The organism is Halomonas kalidii (assembly GCF_030010475.1).
In the GTDB taxonomy this organism is placed as follows: domain Bacteria; phylum Pseudomonadota; class Gammaproteobacteria; order Pseudomonadales; family Halomonadaceae; genus Halomonas; species Halomonas heilongjiangensis.
In genome coordinates this window covers 13,369-31,958 of the sequence record NZ_JASCQN010000032.1, presented here as the reverse complement: position 1 = coordinate 31,958, position 18,590 = coordinate 13,369, and the positions used below count along the sequence as shown (strand labels likewise).

At 67.2% G+C, this 18,590-nt stretch carries 17 protein-coding genes; 9 read left to right on the top strand and 8 right to left on the bottom strand.

Going from position 1 to position 18,590, the window contains the following annotated elements:
- Window positions 1-80 precede the first annotated feature (80 nt).
- The gene (locus QLQ85_RS08525) at window positions 81-1,991 is read right to left on the bottom strand and encodes a propionyl-CoA synthetase (RefSeq protein ID WP_282738600.1); all 1,911 of its coding nucleotides are present in this window, start codon (window positions 1,989-1,991) and stop codon (window positions 81-83) included.
- Between the two features lie 384 nt (window positions 1,992-2,375).
- Between QLQ85_RS08525 and QLQ85_RS08520 the strand changes: the two genes are divergently transcribed.
- Window positions 2,376-2,705, top strand: coding sequence for an ArsR/SmtB family transcription factor (locus QLQ85_RS08520; RefSeq protein ID WP_282720429.1), 330 nt, complete (start codon window positions 2,376-2,378; stop codon window positions 2,703-2,705).
- Between the two features lie 9 nt (window positions 2,706-2,714).
- Here the strand turns inward: QLQ85_RS08520 and sohB are convergent, their stop codons facing one another.
- A complete protein-coding gene (gene sohB / locus QLQ85_RS08515) occupies window positions 2,715-3,755 on the bottom strand; it encodes a protease SohB (RefSeq protein WP_282738599.1) in 1,041 nt (346 codons plus the stop codon).
- A gap of 126 nt (window positions 3,756-3,881) precedes the next feature.
- Here sohB and QLQ85_RS08510 point away from each other — a divergent pair, with 126 nt between their 5' ends.
- On the top strand, window positions 3,882-4,223 hold the full coding sequence (locus QLQ85_RS08510; RefSeq protein ID WP_282738833.1) for an SCP2 sterol-binding domain-containing protein: 342 nt from the start codon (window positions 3,882-3,884) through the stop codon (window positions 4,221-4,223).
- A gap of 46 nt (window positions 4,224-4,269) precedes the next feature.
- On the opposite strand, the gene nudC is transcribed toward QLQ85_RS08510, so the two are convergent.
- The 4 genes from nudC to QLQ85_RS08490 are packed head-to-tail and all read right to left on the bottom strand — an operon-like array spanning window position 4,270 to window position 7,096.
- Window positions 4,270-5,043 (bottom strand): NAD(+) diphosphatase, encoded by a 774-nt coding sequence (nudC, locus tag QLQ85_RS08505; protein ID WP_282738598.1) that lies wholly within the window; start codon window positions 5,041-5,043, stop codon window positions 4,270-4,272.
- A complete protein-coding gene (gene dnaQ, locus QLQ85_RS08500) occupies window positions 5,043-5,798 on the bottom strand; it encodes a DNA polymerase III subunit epsilon (RefSeq protein WP_282738597.1) in 756 nt (251 codons plus the stop codon). Before dnaQ ends, nudC begins: the two co-directional genes overlap by 1 nt.
- A gap of 43 nt (window positions 5,799-5,841) precedes the next feature.
- Entirely contained in the window at window positions 5,842-6,315 is a 474-nt protein-coding gene (gene rnhA / locus QLQ85_RS08495; RefSeq protein WP_282738596.1) for a ribonuclease HI, read from the bottom strand.
- Window positions 6,308-7,096: a class I SAM-dependent methyltransferase gene (locus QLQ85_RS08490; protein ID WP_282738595.1), complete on the bottom strand. Its 789-nt coding sequence runs from the start codon at window positions 7,094-7,096 to the stop codon at window positions 6,308-6,310. Before QLQ85_RS08490 ends, rnhA begins: the two co-directional genes overlap by 8 nt.
- Window positions 7,097-7,256: 160 nt before the next feature.
- Between QLQ85_RS08490 and gloB the strand changes: the two genes are divergently transcribed.
- The 7 genes from gloB (at window position 7,257) to QLQ85_RS08455 (ending at window position 16,965) form a co-directional block, all read left to right on the top strand.
- Window positions 7,257-8,024 (top strand): hydroxyacylglutathione hydrolase, encoded by a 768-nt coding sequence (gene gloB, locus QLQ85_RS08485; protein WP_282738594.1) that lies wholly within the window; start codon window positions 7,257-7,259, stop codon window positions 8,022-8,024.
- A gap of 74 nt (window positions 8,025-8,098) precedes the next feature.
- Window positions 8,099-9,280, top strand: coding sequence for a transglycosylase SLT domain-containing protein (locus QLQ85_RS08480; protein WP_282738593.1), 1,182 nt, complete (start codon window positions 8,099-8,101; stop codon window positions 9,278-9,280).
- Between the two features lie 121 nt (window positions 9,281-9,401).
- Window positions 9,402-11,240, top strand: coding sequence for an extracellular solute-binding protein (locus QLQ85_RS08475; RefSeq protein ID WP_282738592.1), 1,839 nt, complete (start codon window positions 9,402-9,404; stop codon window positions 11,238-11,240).
- A 27-nt stretch (window positions 11,241-11,267) separates the two neighbouring features.
- Window positions 11,268-12,341, top strand: coding sequence for a microcin C ABC transporter permease YejB (locus tag QLQ85_RS08470; RefSeq protein ID WP_282738591.1), 1,074 nt, complete (start codon window positions 11,268-11,270; stop codon window positions 12,339-12,341).
- 4 nt (window positions 12,342-12,345) lie between these two features.
- Window positions 12,346-13,431: an ABC transporter permease gene (locus tag QLQ85_RS08465; RefSeq protein WP_282738590.1), complete on the top strand. Its 1,086-nt coding sequence runs from the start codon at window positions 12,346-12,348 to the stop codon at window positions 13,429-13,431.
- The gene (locus tag QLQ85_RS08460; RefSeq protein ID WP_282738589.1) at window positions 13,424-15,028 is read left to right on the top strand and encodes an ABC transporter ATP-binding protein; all 1,605 of its coding nucleotides are present in this window, start codon (window positions 13,424-13,426) and stop codon (window positions 15,026-15,028) included. The genes QLQ85_RS08465 and QLQ85_RS08460 overlap by 8 nt, the downstream gene beginning before the upstream one ends.
- Before the next feature lie 191 nt (window positions 15,029-15,219).
- The gene (locus QLQ85_RS08455; RefSeq protein ID WP_282738588.1) at window positions 15,220-16,965 is read left to right on the top strand and encodes a sensor domain-containing diguanylate cyclase; all 1,746 of its coding nucleotides are present in this window, start codon (window positions 15,220-15,222) and stop codon (window positions 16,963-16,965) included.
- Between the two features lie 7 nt (window positions 16,966-16,972).
- Here QLQ85_RS08455 and QLQ85_RS08450 read toward each other — a convergent pair whose 3' ends face one another.
- Window positions 16,973-17,674 (bottom strand): pseudouridine synthase, encoded by a 702-nt coding sequence (locus tag QLQ85_RS08450; RefSeq protein WP_282738587.1) that lies wholly within the window; start codon window positions 17,672-17,674, stop codon window positions 16,973-16,975.
- Window positions 17,674-18,489, bottom strand: coding sequence for an amidohydrolase (locus QLQ85_RS08445; protein ID WP_282738586.1), 816 nt, complete (start codon window positions 18,487-18,489; stop codon window positions 17,674-17,676). Before QLQ85_RS08445 ends, QLQ85_RS08450 begins: the two co-directional genes overlap by 1 nt.
- Window positions 18,490-18,590 lie beyond the last annotated feature (101 nt).

The following is an 18,590-nucleotide window of genomic DNA, read 5'->3' as shown; positions in this document are numbered from 1 at the left end:
CACCTGGCCATGCGCCCGGGGTGAGCGCATACGCTGACGCCGCCCTCCAGGGACGGCGCCGGTCCTGCAGGTCTGCGGTCTCAGACCTGGCGAGCGTCGTGGGCCGCCCCGACAGAGCGCGCCTTCATCGCCTCGTGGACGTCCTGCAGGCTCGCCGGGTCGTCGATGGTCGAGGGCACGCCGTACTCCTTGCCGTCGGCGATGTTGCGCAGCAGCTTGCGCAGGATCTTGCCGGAGCGGGTCTTGGGCAGCCGATCGACCACCAGCACCTGCTTGAAGCAGGCGATCGGGCCGATCTTCTCGCGCACCAGGGCGATCAGCGCCTCCTCCAGGGCCACCTCGTCACCATCGAAGCCATCCTTGGGAATCACCAACCCCACCGGGAGCTGCCCCTTGAGGGCGTCGTGGATGCCGATCACCGCGCACTCGGCGACCGCCGGGTGCGCGCCGACCACCTCCTCCATCTCGCCGGTGGAGAGGCGGTGGCCGGCGATGTTGATGACGTCGTCGGTGCGCCCCATGATGAAGAGGTAACCGTCCTCGTCGAAATAGCCGCCGTCACCGGTGAGATAGTAGCCGGGAAAGGCCGCCATGTAGGCGCTGTGGAAGCGCTGCGGGTCGCGCCACACTCCCACCAGGCAGCCCGGCGGCAGCGGCTGCTTGATCACCACACTGCCCTGCTCCATGGCCGCGGCCTGCTCGCCTTCCCGGTCGAGGATCTGCACGTCGAAGCCAGGCACCGGCACCGTGGCCGAGCCGGCCCTGGTGGGCATCGGCTCGAGGCCCTGGAGGTTGGCGGCGATGGGCCAGCCGGTCTCGGTCTGCCACCAGTGGTCGATCACCGGTACGTCCAGCAGGTCGTCGAGCCAGTGGAAGGTTGGCGGGTCGAGCCGCTCGCCGGCGAGGAAGAGCGCCTTGAGGCAGGAAATATCGTGCTGTCCGAGCAGCTTGCCGTCCGGGTCCTCCTTCTTGATCGCCCGGAAGGCGGTCGGCGCGGTGAAGAAGCTCTTCACCCGATACTCCGCGATCAGTCGCCAGAAGGCGCCGGCATCCGGGGTCTTCACCGGCTTGCCCTCGTAGACCACGGTGGTACAGCCACGCAGCAGCGGGGCGTAGACGATGTAGGAGTGACCGACTACCCAGCCCACGTCGGAGGCCGAGAAGAACACCTCCCCCGGCGCCATGTCGTAGATGGTCTCCATGGAGTAGTGCAGCGCCACCGCATAACCCGCCGTGTCCCGCACCACCCCCTTGGGCTTGCCGGTGGTCCCGGAGGTGTAGAGCACGTAGAGCGGGTCGCTGCCCCTGACCGGCACGCAGTCGGCAGGCTCGGCCTTATCGACCAGGGCTGTCCAGTCGTGGTCGATCGGCCCCAGCTCGGCGCGATGCTGGGCGCGCTGCAGCACCACGCAGGCCTCGGGCTTGTAGCGGCTCTGTTCGATGGCCGCGTCGATGATCGGCTTGTAGGGGATGACCCGATCGACCTCGACGCCGCAGGAGGCGGCGACAACGACCCGGGGTTCGGCATCCTCGATGCGCACCGCCAGTTCGTGGGGAGCAAAGCCGCCGAACACCACCGAATGCACCGCACCGAGCCGGGCACAGGCATACATCGCCACCAGGGCCTCGGGCACCATCGGCATGTAGATCACCACCCGGTCGCCCTTCTCCACTCCGAGTCCCTTGAGCGCTCCGGCGAAACGGGCCACCTGATCGCGCAGCTCGGCATAGGTGATCACGCGATTGGCGGCGGTGACCGGCGAGTCCCAGTAGATCGCCGGCTGGTCACCACGCCCCTGCTCGACATGGTGGTCAAGGGCAGCGTGGCAGATGTTGAGCTCGCCATCGACGAACCAGCGGGCATGGCCTGCCTCGTCGTACTCGAGGATCGTGGTGGGCGGCGTGAACCAGGGAAGCCGGCGTGCCTGTTCGGCCCAGAAGGTTTCGGGTTGCTCGATGGAGCGGCGGAATTCGCGATGATAGGGGCTCATGGGCGTCCTGTCTGCAATCGGATGACGGCTGGAATTGTTGACACTCTAGAGGAGTTTTGTCTCGGCGCCCTCATACCATCGGCTAATTTTCGACAAAAGGTGAAGGATCTCGAGCCATGTTGTCGACAACAAGGCCGATGGTAAGCACAGATCACCCTGTCCGCGCCATTGAACCATCGTGAAAACGCGGCTTGGCTTGGGCTTGCGGTGGGCTATGCTTGAGCAATGATTAAAACAGAAAATGCCTAGTTGCCAGGCCAGGGCCGGGAAGTGCCACGGAGGGTCGGGGGGAAACGTCAGCAATGCCTCAAACCGCCGGCGATAGCCAGGTGACGGGGCATTGTGCCGGGGCCGCAGGGCCTGTCAGCGCAGGAGGGGATCCTCATGAGCACTTCTAACAGCGTCGCCTCTCGCCTGCTCGATGGCGGGGATCCGATCATCGACCAGGCAACCACACTGCTCAAGGCCATGGCCAATGACAATCGCTTGAGAATCCTGTGCCTGCTCGACGGCAATGAACTCTCGGTGACGGAGCTCAACCAGCGGCTCGCCCTCAGCCAGTCGGCACTGTCACAGCACCTGGCGATCCTGCGCCGCGAGGGCCTGGTCAGCACACGTCGCGCCTCCCAGACCATCTACTACTCGCTGCACGGCAACAGTGCGCGCACCGTGATCGAGGCACTCGGTCGGCTCGGCTTCGACGCGACGCCCTGAGACAGGCCGTCAGCGCTTCTGCCAGCGGCTGGCGTCGAGCACTTCGAGACCACGCTCGACGGCCCGTTCCACGCCACGAGAGACCGCCATGCCGAGGCGCTCGCCCAGCTTACGCTTCGGCTCCAGCTTCAGGCCGATCACCCGTGCATCCTTCATGCGCTCGGCCAGATAGGCCTCGCTGGTTCCCAGGGCATCGACCAGCCCCTGCTCGAGCGCCTCACTGCCGTACCACACCTCACCGGTGGCCACCGCCTCGATATCGAGGTGCCGGCGGCGCTCGGCCACATGACGCTTGAACAGCGAGTGAATGCCTTCCAGGTCCTCGCGAAACTTCTCGCGCCCCTCCTCGGTATTCTCGCCGAACACCGTCAGGGTGCGCTTGTAGCGCCCGGCGGTGAGCAGTTCCACGTCGATGTCGTGACGCTTGAGCAGGCGGTGGACATTGGGCAACTGGGCCACCACGCCGATGGAGCCGAGCACCGCGAAGGGCGCGGCACGCAGCTGATCGGCGCCGCAGGCCATCAGATAGCCGCCGCTGGCGGCCACCTTGTCGACGCAGACGGTGGTCCGCAACCCGGCCTCGCGCAGTCGATCGAGCTCGGCGGCGGCCAGGCCATAGGCATGCACCAGCCCCCCCGCCGACTCCAGGCGTATCACCACCTCGTCCCCCTCGTCGGCGGCATCCAGCAGCGCCGATACCTCCTCGCCGAGGCGACCGGTCGCACTGGCGCGGAGGTCGCCATGGAAGTCGAGCACCCACACCGTCTGCCGGGACTCCGCCTTGCCCTTTCGTCCACGCCGACCGCGAGACTTGTCATCCTTGCGGAAGCCCTTGAGCAGACGCTTGCGCTCACCGGGCTCACTGGCCGCCATGGTCAGGCGGCGGCGCCGATACTCGCGGTTCGTGTTGAGCTCCTCGATGCGCAGCCGGGTGCGTTCGCCCACTTCGCCACGCGCCTTCACCACCACGGCGACCACCAGGCCGCCGATCACCACCAGGCTCAACACCTGGGCCAGGAACATGCCGAAATCCGTCAACCACTCGTTCACCGGGCTCTCCTCGCCTCGCGGCTCTCGTCGCCTCCCAGCCATGCATGAAGCGGAGGCGGGAGCAATACTTGATTGAAACGATCGTTTTAAATATTCTCGTCCTCATCGTCGACGGCGCCCGCGCCCATCACCCAATCCCCAGATCAAGGATCCGACATGACCCCCAAGACCCTCGACAAGCTGCAGACTCGTTTCAACGCCCAGGCCGCCAGCGGCATGGACGAGGTCTTCCAGTTCCACTTCAGCGATGCCAACAGCCACTATCTGGTGGTGAAGGATGGCAGCCTCGCCGTCGAGGAGGGCGAGCACCACGACCCCTCCGTGACCCTGAGCATGAGTACCGATACCCTCAAGGGAGTGATGAACGGCCAGATCAACGGCATGACCGCCTTCATGACCGGCAAGCTCAAGGCTACCGGCAACGTCATGTTGGCGACCAGGCTCGGCAGCCTCTTTCCCGTCGGCTGAGTACCCGGCACGACCGATGAACGGGCCGCCCTTGGGCGGCCCGTCGTCATGGCGCTGCCCTCACTTCGTTCAGGTGCGTCTCGATCAGCGCCCGCGAGATGGAATAGAGCGGCGGCAACTGCGGGAGACGTCGCGGGCTGAACCAGGCCGCATCGGAGATCTCGACCCCGTCGATGCGGATGCGCCGGCTCGCCGCCTCGGCAAAATAGCCCAGCATCAGCGCATGAGGAAAGGGCCAGGCCTGGCTCTTGAAATAGCGCACCCGCCCCACCGTGAGCCCCACCTCCTCGAAGATCTCCCGCCGCACCGCTTCCTCGGCGGCCTCCCCTGGCTCGATGAAACCTGCCAGGGTCGAGTACCGGCCGGGGGCAAAGCGCGGGCTGCGGGCCAGCAGCAGCGACTCGCCATGGGTCACCAGGGTGATGATGCAGGGCGAGATGCGCGGGTAGTTGCGGTGGCCGCAACGCTGGCAATGCATGGCGAACTCGGCATCCAGCCGGGAGGCGGGAGCTCCGCAGCGTCCGCAGAAGCGATGATCGCGCAACCAGGCCCCCACCTGAAGGGCCGTGGCGAGCAGGGCGAACCAGGATTCCGGAAGTTGCCCCAGCCAACCGCGCCCGTCGGGCCAGGTATCCCCAGCCCTTTCCTCGAGGCTGAGCGCCACCGGTGCGTCGTTCCAGTAGCAGAGCGGCTGCATGTCGGGGGTCCAGGGGCGGGCAGGCTGCAGGAAACCACCATCCGGTGCCGGGGCGATGCGCCCCTCGGCCAGGCGGATGACGTGACCGCTGGCAGCACCCACGGGAAGGTCACGCCGCAGCATCAGCTCGGGGTTCCTCCCTTGGCGAGCCGGTCCCAGAGACACTCGCCGGCGGCCTCGCGGATACGCCCCAGCTTGGCCTGGTGGGCGGCCAGCTCGGCCTCGTTCGGGGAAGGCACGCCGAGCCGTCCCGGCTCCAGGGCGAGGCGTCGAATGACCAGGCCCGTGTTGCCGGTCGCCGCGCCTTCGCCGCTACCTGCGGAAGCATCCAGTGATAGCGCCGTCTGGCCGCCGGTCATCGCCAGGTAGACATCGGCGAGGATCTCGGCATCGAGCAGGGCCCCGTGGAGCACCCGGTGACCGTTGTCGATCTCGTAACGCTTGCACAGCGCATCGAGGTTGTTGCGCTGGCCGGGATGCTTGTCCCGGGCCATCTGCAGGGTGTCGAGGATCCGGCAGTGCTCGGCGACCGGGCCCAGCCGCGGCTCGCCGCGCCGGCGGTTGAGCATCGCGAACTCGTGATCCATGAAGCCCACGTCGAAGGGGGCGTTGTGGATCACCAGCTCGGCCCCCACGATGAAGGCCCAGAAATCGTCGGCGACCGCGGCAAACACCGGCTCGTCGGCGACTCGCTCATTGGTGATGCCGTGCACCGCCACGGCCTCGGCCTCGATCTCCCGTTCGGGGTTGATGTACTGATGGTAGGTGTTGCCGGTAAGGCGGCGGTTGACCATCTCGACCGCCCCTATCTCGACCAGCCGGTGGCCCTCGCGCGGGTCGATGCCGGTGGTCTCGGTATCCAGGATGATCTGACGCATGATGGTATCTCGTCTGCTCGGCTTGGGATGGTGTGGAAACGGCTCAGGCGCGCGCCCGCTGGTGTCGGTCGATGGCCTCGTTGGCCAGGGCGTCGGCGCACTCGTTGCCCGGGTGGCCGCTGTGCCCCTTGACCCAATGCCACTCGATCCGGTGGCGGTGGGTCTCCTCATGGAGCTCCCGCCACAGCTCGGCATTCTTCACCGGGGCGCGACTGGCGGTCTTCCAGCCACGCTTGATCCAGCCATGGATCCACTCGGTAATGCCGCGGCGCAGGTACTCGGAGTCGGTCCACAGGGCCACCTCGCAGGGTCGCTTCAACTCACGCAGGGCCATGATCGCTGCCATCAGCTCCATACGGTTGTTGGTGGTGGTGGCCTCGAAACCGTTGAGCTTCTTCTCGTGGCTTCCGCTCATCAGCAGGGCCCCCCAGCCGCCGGGGCCCGGGTTGCCGCGGCAGGCGCCGTCGGTGTAGATGGTGACTCGGGGAAGTGCATCGGCCTGGTGTGTATCAGTCACCCTCGGTCATCCTTTCCTGTTCCGGCTCGATCCGCGGCGGCCCGAGCCGCGTGGCCCCGCCCAGTGCCGAACCGCCAAGCGGGCGGGCGAAGGACAGGCGCGAGCGCTGGGTCTGGGCCAGGTGCGGCTTGCGACGGGCATAAATCATGTAGCTGTCGCCCAGAGGCAGATTGTGGCGCCGCCCCAGGGTCTCCAGCATGGCATTGCGCGGCAGGCTGCCGGGCAGATGAAAACCACAGTAGTCTACCCGCTCGATCTCGAAGTCGACAAATGCCAGCCAGTCCTTGAGCCGGCCCGGCGTACGCCAGTGGCCGCACCAGGGCAACCGGCGCAGCCGGCCCGGCCAGGCCCGAGACAAGCCGGCCGGCCCGAGGGGTACCCAGCCGAAGATGATCAGCCGGCCGTCATCGGCGGTGACCCTGGCGGCTTCCTGCAGCATGTGGTGCGGGTCGGGCAGCACCTCCAGCAGATGGTGGATCACCACCAGACTGAGACTGTCGTCGCGCAGCGGCAGCGCATCGGGGGGACAGACCAGGGTCGCCGCCTGCTCGACCAGCTCCCGGGTCGGTGCCCAGCGCATGGCGTGTCGTACCGGGCACATGTCGGCCAGGGCGCTGGTCATGCCCAGCTCCAGGCTATGGGCGCCGAACAACCGCTCGCATACCGGCCCCAGGCAGGCGCGCTCGGCCTGCCAGACGGCCTGCCCGGCCGGACTCGCCCAATAGCGACGGCCATCCCGCACCAGTCGCGCCAGGTCGGTGGCGGGTGACGAAGTTGACATGGCGTGCACTTCCCTCCAAGATGCGGGGTTTTGCAACCCGTTCCGATTCACGGCAGCGTCTGACCATGACGAGAGCCGGCAAGGCTCCTGTGCGTCGTCCGTCGAGAGCCAGCCCTGGTCAGCAGCGGTGATTCATGTCCCGAATCAGGACTCCATGCCCATGATGAGCGTGACACCGATTCCCGCCTTTAGCGACAACTATATCTGGCTGTTGCGCCAGGATTCGACCTCGGAAGTCTGCGTGATCGACCCGGGTGATGCGGCCCCCGTCATCGACATGCTCGAGCGCGAAGGCCTGACACTCTCCACGGTGCTGATCACCCACCATCATCACGATCATACCGGGGGCCTGCCCGAACTGATCGAGCGCTATTCGCCGCGGGTGATCGGGCCGAACAACCCGAGCATTGCCGGCATCGACGAGACCGTGGGCGACGGTGACGAGGTCCGTGTCATGGGGCGGCTGCTCGATGTGCATGCCGTGCCCGGCCATACCCTGGATCATATCGCCTACTTCACCGCGGGCATTCCGCCGCTGCTGTTCTGTGGTGATACCCTGTTCAGCGCCGGCTGCGGCCGGCTGTTCGAGGGCACGCCCGAACAGATGCATGCCTCTCTGGCACGGCTCGCCACCCTGCCCGACGACACCCTGGTGTTCGCTGCCCACGAGTACACCCTGGCCAACCTGACCTTCGCCCGGGCCGCCGACCCGGAGAACCCCGACGTCGAGAAAGCCATGGAGGAGTGTCGTCGGGCCAGGGAGCTCGATCGCCCGACCCTGCCCAGTACCCTGGGCCGTGAGAGACGCATCAACCCTTTCCTGCGCTGTGATGCCGACAGCGTTCGCCGGACCGCCTCGGCCCATGGCGACACCGACACCAGCGCGGCGACCTTCGCCACCCTGCGTGCCTGGAAAGACAACTTCTGACTGACACGCACATGGACGCCACCCAGGGCCCGGCCGACCGCCGGGCCTTGCTGCGACCAGGAGGCTACCGACCGATGACCTACCACACCACACGCCGACGAATTCTGGGGTTGACCAGCATCCTTGCCCTGCTCGGCTCGCTGATGGCGGCCGGCACCATTTCCCAGGCCTCGCCCTTGCCGGCGACCAGCGGGGCATCGAGCAGCGGCTTCCCCCCCGGGGGACAGTTCTGGGAGGCTCTGGCCCTTGAGCCGCGGGATGCATGGAGTCGCTTGCGTGCCAGCTTCCAGTGGCAGGACGAACGCTACAACGAGCGGGTTCGGCACTGGATCGATCACTATCGCGCCAACCCCGGGAACATCGTCGAGATCACCGAGCGCGCGCGCCCCTGGCTGTCCTGGATCACCGAGCAGATCGAGTCCCGTGGCCTGCCCGGGGAGATCGCCCTGATTCCCTTCATCGAGAGCTCCTTCGACCCCCAGGCACGCAGCCATCGCGGTGCCGCCGGCCTCTGGCAGTTCATGCCGGGTACCGCCGACGCCCTGGGCCTGCGCCGCAACGGTGCCTATGACGGCCGGCTCGATGTGGTCAGTTCGACCAAGGCCGCGCTGGACTACATCGAGCTCCAGGCCGAGCAGTGGTACGACGGCGACATCGAGCTCTCGCTGGCCGCCTACAACGCCGGCGCCGGCACGGTGAACCGGGCCAGGAACGCTGCCCTCTCCCGCGGCGAACGCGGCGACTACTGGAGCCTGCGGCTGCCCGCCGAGACCATGAACTACCTGCCCAAGCTCAAGGCCATCGCGGCGATCATCGCCGATCCTGACGAGTACCAGGTCGCTCTTCCCGAGATCGAGGACGCCCCGGCCTTCGCCAAGATCCCCCTGACCCGTCCGCTCGACCTGACTGAGGCCGCCCGCCTCGCCGGGGTGAGTCACGAAGAGCTGGCCAAGCTCAACCCGGGGCTGATCAACGGCAGCGCCACCCCCGGCCATGCCCGGGTGCTGCTGGTCCCCGCCGACAGCGAGGAGGCGCTGATGGCCCGCCTGGAGAATCCCGAGCCCACCACCGTGGCCGGTGATGCCCCCATCGGCAGCGATCGCTACGTGGTGCAAAGCGGCGACAATCTCTCGGCCATCGCCTCGCGCCACGGCCTCAGTGTCGTCGAGGTCCGCCAGCACAACGGCCTGAGCGGTGATGTGATTCACGCCGGCCAGGTGCTCGAGATTCCGCAACGCAGCCTCGCCGCCCGTTGATCCCGCCAGGGTGGAAGCTGCGCTGATCAGGGAGGTTTACAAGACAACGACGGCCTGACACCTTATGCCGGTAACTTTCCCCGGGTCATCCGGGGTCCGGACCCGACCAAGGATGTCACCGATGTCGATCGCCGTACGTTGTCTCCTGCTCGGCACCCTGGCCACCGGCTGGCACTGTTCAACGGCGCTGGCCGCCGATGCCGACGAAGTCCCCACCGTCCACGGTCTGGCGCTCTACGACGAGCCCGAACTCCCGCTCGGCTTCGACCACTTTCCCCACGTCGAGCCGGAGGCACCCAAGGGTGGCACCATGACCCGCGCCGCGGTCGGCAGCAGCTTCGACTCCACCAACCCCTTCATCATCCGTGGTACGCCGGCCATCGGCATCTCACAGATCTACGACACCCTGCTCGAGAGCAACCCCGATGAGCCCTTCAGTGCCTATGGGCTGCTCGCCGAAGGCATCCGCCTCGATCCGCAGCGCCACTGGATCGAGTTCGACCTGCGACCCGAGGCGCGCTTCCACGACGATGAGCCGGTGACCGCCGATGACGTGGTGTTCAGCTTCGAACTGCTGACCGAACAGGGCAATCCCTTCTATGGCGCCTACTATGCCGATGTGGCCAGTGTCGAGGCGCTCGATCCTCATACCGTGCGCTTCGAGTTCGCCAACAACCACTCCCGCGAACTGCCGCTGATCGTCGGCCAGTTGCCGGTCCTGCCGCGCCACTACTGGGAGGATCGCGACTTCACCGCCCCGACCCTGGCGCGCCACCCCGGCTCGGGACCCTATCGCATCGCCGAGGTCGAACCCGGGAGACGCATCGTCTACCAGCGGGTCGAGGAGTACTGGGGGCGCGACCTGCCGGTCAACCGTGGCCGCCATAACATCGACCGGCTGATCTACGACTACTACCGCGACCGCGACATCGCCTGGGAAGCCTTCAAGTCCGGCGTCATGGATTACCGCATCGATGCCCGGGCCGCCACCTGGGCGATCGGCTATGACTTCCCCGCCTATCGCGACGGCCTGGTCAAGCGCATCACCGTGCCCGACGGCCAGCCCGCCCCCATGCAGGCCTTCGTCTTCAACCTGCGGCGCGACAAGTTCGAGGACCCGCGGGTACGCGAGGCGCTCTCGCTGACCTTCGACTTCCCCTGGCTCAACGCCAACCTCTTCTACGATACCTACCGGCGTACCGAGAGCTTCTTCCAGAATTCCGAGATGGCCGCCCGGGGGCTCCCCAGCGAGGCGGAACTCGAACTCCTCGAGCCCCACCGCGAGGCGCTGCCCGAACGCGTCTTCGAGGCCGAGGTGCCCATCGACCACCCCCGGGACCTGCGCGAGCGACTGCGCCTGGCGCTGACGCTGCTGCGCGAGGCCGGCTACGAGGTCGAGGATGGCGTGCTGGTGCACAGCGACACCGGCCGGCCGCTCTCCCTCGAGGTGCTGATGTTCGATACCGGCATGGAGCGGGTGGTCCAGCCGATGCTGCGCAACATGGCGCGCCTCGGCGTCCAGGGCAGCATCCGCATCGTCGACATCAACCAGTACCTCAACCGTCTGCGCAGCTTCGACTTCGACATGGTCATCGGGCAGTTCCCGCAATCCAACAACCCCGGCAACGAGCAACGCGAGTTCTGGACCAGCGACTTCGCCGACACCCCCCAGAGCCGCAACCTGATGGGACTCGCCGACCCGGTGGTCGACGACCTGGTCGAACGGCTGATCCGCGCCGATAGCCGCGAGGAGCTCAATACCATCACCCGCGCCCTGGATCGCGTGCTGCTGTGGGGCTTCTACCTGATTCCCCAGTATCATTCCGGGGAGACGCGGATCGCGGTATGGGACAAGTTCGCCTGGCCCGAACCCTTTCCCGAGTACGGCATGGACCTCGCCGCCTGGTGGGTCGATGCCGAGCGCGAAGCCGAACTCAACCGTCGGCTACGCGGTCGCTGACATCCCCCTTGCCGACAAGGACGCACCGTGACCCGCTACATCCTGCGCCGCCTGCTGCTGATGATTCCCACCCTGCTGGGGATCATGCTGCTCAACTTCATCATCGTGCAGGCCGCCCCCGGCGGCCCCATCGATCAGATGCTGGCCCGCTTCGAAGGCATCGACAGCATGGTCAGCACGCGACTCGATGCCGGTGGCGGCGATGTCGTGGTGCGCGACGAGTCCCGCGGGGCCCGCGGCATCGACCCGCGCTTCATCGAGCAGCTCGAGCAACAGTTCGGCTTCGACCAGCCGGCCCACCTGCGCTTCGCCGGCATGATCCGCGACTACGTCACCTTCGACTTCGGCAACAGCTTCTTCCGCGACCGCCCCGTGGTCGAGCTGATGATCGAGCGGCTCCCGGTGTCGATCTCGCTGGGCCTCTGGACCACCCTGCTGGTCTACCTGATCTCGATTCCGCTGGGCATCCGCAAGGCGCTGCGCCATGGCTCGCGCTTCGACGTCTGGTCCTCGGGGCTGGTGATCGTCGGTTACGCCATCCCCGGCTTCCTGTTCGCCATCCTGCTCATCGTGCTGTTCGCCGGTGGCAGCTACTGGGACCTCTTCCCGCTGCGCGGGCTGACCTCGCCGGACTTCGCCGAGCTCTCGGCCTGGGGCAAGATCAAGGATTACTTCTGGCACATCACCCTGCCGGTGGTGGCGATGACCATCGGCAGCTTCGCCACCCTGACCATGCTGACCAAGAACAGCTTCCTCGACGAGATCCACAAGCAGTACGTGCTCACCGCCCGGGCCAAGGGGGCGAGCGACCGCCAGACCCTCTACGGCCACGTGTTCCGCAACGCCATGCTGATCATCATCGCCGGCCTGCCCGGGGCGCTGGTGACCATCTTCTTCACCGGGTCGCTGCTGATCGAGGTCATCTTCTCGTTGGAAGGACTCGGGTTGCTCGGCTTCGAGGCGGTGATGCAGCGCGACTACCCGGTGATCTTCGGCACCCTCTTCCTCTACACCTTGATCGGCCTGTTCCTGAAGCTGATCTCCGACCTCACCTATGTGTGGGTGGATCCTCGTATCGATTTCGAGACCCGGGAGTCCTGAGACGATGGCCCTTGCGTTTTCCTCCAAGCTCTCCCCCATCGCCCGGCGCCGGCTGTCGGTGTTCCGCCACAACCGGCGCGCCTGGGTGTCGCTGTGGATCTTCCTGGCGCTGTTCGGCCTGAGCCTCGCCGCCGAGCTGATCGCCAACGACAAGCCGCTCGTGATGAGGATCGACGGCCAGTGGTATGCGCCGCTGCTGGTCGACTACCCGGAAACCGAGTTCGGCGGCTTCCTGCCCACCCGCACCGACTACCACGATCCCTTCATCCGGGCGCGGATCGACGAGCACGGCTGGGCGCTGTGGCCACCGATCCCGTTCTCCTACCAGACCCTCGACATGCAGATGATGCAGCCCTCGCCGGCGCCCCCCGACGGCCGCCACTGGCTGGGGACCGACGACCAGGGCCGCGACGTCCTGGCCCGCGTCATCTACGGCTTCCGGTTGTCGGTGGCCTTCGCCCTGGTGCTCACCGCCGGCTCCCTGGCGATGGGCGTGTTCATCGGCGGCGTCCAGGGCTATTTCGGCGGCAAGACCGACCTGATCGGCCAGCGCCTCACCGAGATCTGGTCGGGGCTCCCGGTGCTCTTCCTGCTGATCATCCTGGCCAGCTTCGTGCAGCCCGGCTTCTGGTGGCTGCTGGGGATCATGCTGCTGTTCTCGTGGCTGGGCCTGGTCGATGTGGTGCGCGCCGAGTTCCTGCGCGCGCGCAATCTGGAGTACGTGCGTGCCGCCAAGGCCATGGGGCTGACCCCGCGGCTGATCATGTGGCGCCACGTGTTGCCCAACGCCATGGTCGCCACCCTCACCTTCATTCCGTTTCTCTTCACCGGGGCGATCACCACGCTTACCGCGCTCGATTTCCTCGGCTTCGGCCTGCCGCCGGGGTCACCGTCGCTGGGCGAACTGGTCGCCCAGGGCAAGAACAATCTCCACGCCCCCTGGCTCGGTATCACCGCCTTCGTCAGCCTGTCGCTGATGCTGTCGCTGCTGGTGTTCATCGGCGAGGGGCTGCGCGACGCCTTCGATCCGCGCCATATCCAGTACGCCGCTCCCAGTGCCCCGACGCCAAGGACTCCGCCCCATGCCTGACACCCTGCTGCGCCTCGATGAACTGCACATCGCCTTCGACGACGCCGTGGTGGTCGATCGCCTCTCGCTGGAGATTCGGCGTGGCGAGACCCTGGCCCTGGTGGGCGAGTCCGGCTCCGGCAAGTCGGTCAGCGCGCTGGGGGCGATGAACCTGCTGCCGGCCAACGCCCGGGTCGAGGGTGGCCGCTGGCTGGGCGATACCGACCTCACGCGCCTGAAACGTCGCGACTGGCAGGCGCTGCGGGGGGCCAGGGTCGGCTTCGTCTTCCAGGAGCCGATGACCTCCCTCAACCCCCTGCACACCGTGGCCAAGCAGATCGGCGAGACACTGCGGCTGCACCAGGGGCTGAGCGGCCAGTCCGCCCGCGCCCGGGCCAGGGAACTGCTCATCCAGGTCAAGCTGCCGCGCCCCGACGAGTTGCTCGATGCCTGGCCCCACCAGCTCTCCGGCGGCCAGCGCCAGCGGGTGATGATCGCCATGGCCATCGCCAACGACCCGGAGCTGCTGATCGCCGATGAGCCCACCACGGCGCTCGACGTCACCGTGCAGAAGGAGATCCTCGCCCTGCTCGCCGAGCTGCGCGACCGTCACGGCATGGGCATGCTGTTCATCACCCACGACCTCAACCTGGTGCGGCGCCATGCCGATCGGGTCTGCGTGCTCTACGAAGGCCGCGAGCAGGAGACCGGGCCGGTCGACGAGGTATTCCGCTCGCCGGGCAGCGATTACACCCGCCTCCTGCTCGATGCCGAACCCCGGGGGCGCCCCGTCACGCTCGCCTCGCGACAGCCACTGCTCGAGGCCGATCGATTGAGCGTCGCCTTCCAGCGTCCCAGGCGGCTCTTCGCCCCACGGCCGGCGCCCTTCGTCGCCGTGCAGCCCCTGTCTCTCACCCTGGCCCGGGGCGAAACACTGGGCATCGTCGGCGAATCCGGCTCCGGCAAGACCACCCTCGCCCTCGCCCTGCTGCGACTGGCCACGAGCGAAGGCGAGATCCGCTTCGGCGAGGCCCGCCTGGATCGGCTCACCGGCAACGACCTGCGCCGGCAACGCCGGCGCCTGCAGGTGGTGTTCCAGGATCCCTACGGCTCGCTATCGCCGCGCCTGCCGGTCTCCGAGATCATCAGCGAGGGGCTGCGCTTCCACTACCCGGAGCTGGACGAGGCCGAGGTGGTGCGCCGGGTCCAGGCCTCGCTCGCGGAGGTCGGCCTGCCGCTCGACTGCGCCTCGCGCTATCCCCACGAGTTCTCCGGTGGTCAGCGCCAGCGCATCGCGGTCGCTCGCGCCATCATTCTCGAACCCGAAGTGCTGGTGCTCGACGAGCCCACCTCGGCGCTCGATCGCACGGTACAGAAGCAGCTCGTCGAACTGCTGCGCGACCTCCAGCAGCGCCGCGGCCTGAGCTACCTGTTCATCAGCCATGACCTGGCCGTGATCCGGGCGATGGCGCATCGCGTGATGGTGCTCAAGGAGGGCGAGGTCGTGGAGCAGGGAGATTGCCTGGAGGTGCTCGGCCGACCGACGACCGACTACACCCGGGCGCTGGTCGAGGCCGCCGGTCTCTCCGCGTTCGTCGTCGCATCCCCTGGCACCTGACTCTCTGGTTGGCGGCTTCAAAGCCGACGGTGCGGCGCATGTCGGGGCGCCATGAAAGATAACGGTATAAACCCTCGAAATCGATACCGGCGTCCCGCCAGGCGACCAGGGCGAGCCGACGGGGACCCGCGGACAGGGCGCACGCCTTGCTCTATACTGGCCAAGCTTCCTGCGGCCGATTTCGAGTCCCGATGCGTTCGACCCTCATCCCAGTGGTCTGGGCCCTGTTGCTTTCTTTGCTGGCCGGCTCCCCGCTGCAGGCGGATTCGTCGACGCTGCCCCTCGAGACGGGGTGGCAATACCGCTGGGGCGACTCTCCCTTCGATGACGACGCCACGCCCCTCTGGACGCGGCAGGAAGCCCCCACCGAGTGGCATCCCATCGCCTTCCCCTCCAACCCGCCGGGGCGCGAGGGACGGCACCACGTCTGGTTCCGCATCCCGCTTCCCGACGGAGGCTGGCGCGACCCGGTGCTCTACATCTACAGCGTCGACCTGATCGTGCAGGTCTACCTGGGCTCGGAGCTCATCTACCAGTACGGCCACTTCGACGAACGCGGGGAAGGACGCTTCGCGGGGTGGCCCTGGCACATGATCGAATTGCCGGAGAGGTTCGCCGGCCAGCGTCTCCACTTCCGCGTCTTCTCGGACTACACCGATATCGGGCTGTGGGGTGAGGTCAAGCTGATGGAGCGCCCCGACCTGATCCTCTACATTCTGGAACGCTCCGCCCAGGCCCTGGTGGTCAGTGGCTTCTCCCTGCTGATCGCCCTGCTCGCCTTCATCCTCGCCGTGCCCCACGCCAACCGTCGAAGCTTCGCCGGCATCGGCCTCTTCTCGCTGGCCTCGGGGATGATGATCCTCGCCGAGAGCCAGGCCAGCCAACTGCTGCTGGAGCAGCCATTGCTGTGGGACACCCTCGCCGCCGGCGCCTACTTCATGCTGCCGGTGGCCATGGCGCTGCTGCTGGAACACTGGTTCGCTCGCCAGCAGCCACTGCTGATGCGGCGCCTGTGGCAGGGCCATCTGCTCTATGTCGTGGTCGCTCTGGGCCTTTCGGCGGCGGGTGTCATCAACCTCTCGAGCACCTACCCGCCCTTCGACGCCCTGCTGCTGATCAGCCTCACGATCATGTTCGTCGCCATCGTCATCCAGTGGCGCACCCTGGTGCCGGAGCAGAAGGTGATCATCGCGGCCTATGCGCTCTTCGGTCTGCTGCTGATTGCCGACATGGCGGTGGCCCATGGCCTGCTGCCGTGGCAACGGATTCCCGTCAGCCTCGGCGCCCTGGCATTCTCGCTCGCCCTGGTGGCGATCTCGGTGGCCGACTACTCCCGCACCCAACGCGAGATCCGGCGTCTCAACCGCGACCTGCAGCAGGAAGTCGCCGCCCGCACCCGAGAGCTGGAAGGCATGGTGGACAGGCTCAGGGAATTCTCGTACCAGGATCCCCTCACCGGCCTGAAGAACCGTCGTCACTTCGACGAGATCCTCGCCCACGAGGCGGCCACCGCACGTCGCCACGACACCCCGCTGGCGCTGGTGATGGTCGACATCGATCACTTCAAGCGCTTCAACGACCAGCATGGCCACGAGGCGGGGGATGCGGTGCTGGCCACCGTGGGCGCGCTGCTGCGGGAGCACTTCCGCGATGCCGACGTGGTGTGTCGGCTGGGGGGCGAGGAGTTCGTGGTGATCATGCCCGGCGCCTCGGCAGCCATGGCCGAGGCGCGCATCCGGGGACTGTTGCACGGCATTCGCGAGTGCCGCTTCCGACATCGCGACACCGAGCTGGACGGCATCACCCTCTCCTGCGGCATCGCCGCCTGGCCCGAACATACCGGGGACCCGCTGGCGCTGACCCGGCTGGCCGATGAGGCGCTCTATCGCGCCAAGCACCGCGGGCGCGACCGCAGCGAGATCTACGCCGTCTCGTGAAACCGGCTCAGAACTGCGCCACCTCCGCCTCGGTGAGCTCGCGCCACTCTCCAGGCGCCAGTCGTTCATCGAGCACCAGCGGGCCGATCGACTCCCGGTGCAGGGCCTCCACATGGTTGCCGATGGCAGCAAACATGCGCTTCACCTGGTGGTACTTGCCCTCGTAGAGGGTCAGTTCGGCCTCGGTGGCCGTGCGCATGATCAACTCGGCGGGACGCGTGCCCTTCTCCTCGCCCTCGAGCTCGACCCCCTCGGCGAAGCGCGTCACCGCGCGGGCCAGCTCATCGCCGACCAGCGGTTCGGCCAGGCTCACCCGGTAGACCTTGCCGCAGCGACGACGCGGCGAAGTGACCCGATGGGACCATTGACCGTCGTCGGTGAGCAGCACCAGGCCGGTGGTGTCCACGTCCAGGCGCCCCACGCTCTGCAGCCGCTCCACATGGGGCAGGTCGATCAGCTCCCTGACCAGCGGGTAGAGCCCCCGGCGGGCACTGCACTCGACTCCCGACGGCTTGTTGAGCATCACATAGCGCAGCCCCACCAGCGCCAGGCGCTCGCCGTTCCAGGTCACCACACTTCGTTCGTCGACCCGGGTCGCGGGGTTCCTGACCACCTCGCCATCCACCCGGACTTCCTCGCGATGCATCGCCTTCTTGGCCAGGCTGCGGGTCAGCTCGGTCGTCTCGGTGAGAAATCGATCCAGCCGCATCAGAAGCCGACCCCGTCGGCGAGGCCGAAGTGGTCGGCGTCGCGCCAGGCGGGGAACTTCTCGCGGAAGGCGTCGAGCTCGCCCCGGTCGAGGCTCGCGGTCCGCACGAAGGGGGTGTCCCGCGGCTCGTCGATCAGCGCCTCGCCCTTGAAGTCGACGAGCATGGAGTCGCCGGCATAGGCCAGCCCCTTGGCATCCTCGCCGACCCGGTTGACGCCGATCACCGGGCAGAGGTTCTCGATCGCCCGGGCCTGTAGCAGGATGCGCCAGGGGTGTCGCCGCGGCGCCGGCCAGTTGGCCACGCAGAGCAGCAGGTCGTACTCGAAATGCTCGCCGGGCGCCGGCTGCTGGCGCAGCCAGACCGGGAAACGCAGGTCGTAGCAGACGCTGAGCAGGATGCGAAAGCCCTTGAGCTCGACGATCACCCGCTCGTGCCCCATGGCGTAGCGCTCGTGCTCGCCGGCCATGCGGAACAGGTGGCGCTTGTCGTAATGCACCAGGCTGCCGTCGGGCCTGGCCCAGACCAGTCGATTGAAGTAGTCGCCGTTCTCCACCACGGCGATGCTGCCGGTGATCACGCAGTCTCGCTCGCGTGCCTGGTCCTTCAGCCAGGCCACGGTGGCGCTCTCCGCCATGGGCTCGGCCATCTCCCGGGAATTCATGGTGAAGCCGGTGGCGAACATCTCCGGCAGCACGATCAGGTCGGTGTCGTCGCCACCCAACTCCCCCAGGGTCTCTTCCAGCATCCGGCAATTGGCCGCGGGGTCTTCCCAGCGCAGGTCGCACTGCACCAGGGTCGTTCTCAATTCACTCATGCAGGGGACTCCCGTCCAGGTGAAGTGGCACGGCACCAGCGTAACCCAGCGGCCGCCCGACGTCAGCCGACATGACAGCCACACCAATAGCCTGCTAAGTT

Bases quoted from the DNA above. Each gene is read 5' to 3' on its own strand.
- QLQ85_RS08525 (WP_282738600.1), bottom strand. From the start codon at position 1,991: ATGAGCCCCTATCATCGCGAATTCCGCCGCTCCATCGAGCAACCCGAA.
- QLQ85_RS08520 (WP_282720429.1), top strand. From the start codon at position 2,376: ATGAGCACTTCTAACAGCGTCGCCTCTCGCCTGCTCGATGGCGGGGAT.
- nudC (WP_282738598.1), bottom strand. From the start codon at position 5,043: ATGCTGCGGCGTGACCTTCCCGTGGGTGCTGCCAGCGGTCACGTCATC.
- dnaQ (WP_282738597.1), bottom strand. From the start codon at position 5,798: ATGCGTCAGATCATCCTGGATACCGAGACCACCGGCATCGACCCGCGC.
- QLQ85_RS08490 (WP_282738595.1), bottom strand. From the start codon at position 7,096: ATGTCAACTTCGTCACCCGCCACCGACCTGGCGCGACTGGTGCGGGAT.
- gloB (WP_282738594.1), top strand. From the start codon at position 7,257: ATGATGAGCGTGACACCGATTCCCGCCTTTAGCGACAACTATATCTGG.
- QLQ85_RS08480 (WP_282738593.1), top strand. From the start codon at position 8,099: ATGACCTACCACACCACACGCCGACGAATTCTGGGGTTGACCAGCATC.
- QLQ85_RS08475 (WP_282738592.1), top strand. From the start codon at position 9,402: ATGTCGATCGCCGTACGTTGTCTCCTGCTCGGCACCCTGGCCACCGGC.
- QLQ85_RS08465 (WP_282738590.1), top strand. From the start codon at position 12,346: ATGGCCCTTGCGTTTTCCTCCAAGCTCTCCCCCATCGCCCGGCGCCGG.
- QLQ85_RS08460 (WP_282738589.1), top strand. From the start codon at position 13,424: ATGCCTGACACCCTGCTGCGCCTCGATGAACTGCACATCGCCTTCGAC.
- QLQ85_RS08455 (WP_282738588.1), top strand. From the start codon at position 15,220: ATGCGTTCGACCCTCATCCCAGTGGTCTGGGCCCTGTTGCTTTCTTTG.
- QLQ85_RS08450 (WP_282738587.1), bottom strand. From the start codon at position 17,674: ATGCGGCTGGATCGATTTCTCACCGAGACGACCGAGCTGACCCGCAGC.
- QLQ85_RS08445 (WP_282738586.1), bottom strand. From the start codon at position 18,489: ATGAGTGAATTGAGAACGACCCTGGTGCAGTGCGACCTGCGCTGGGAA.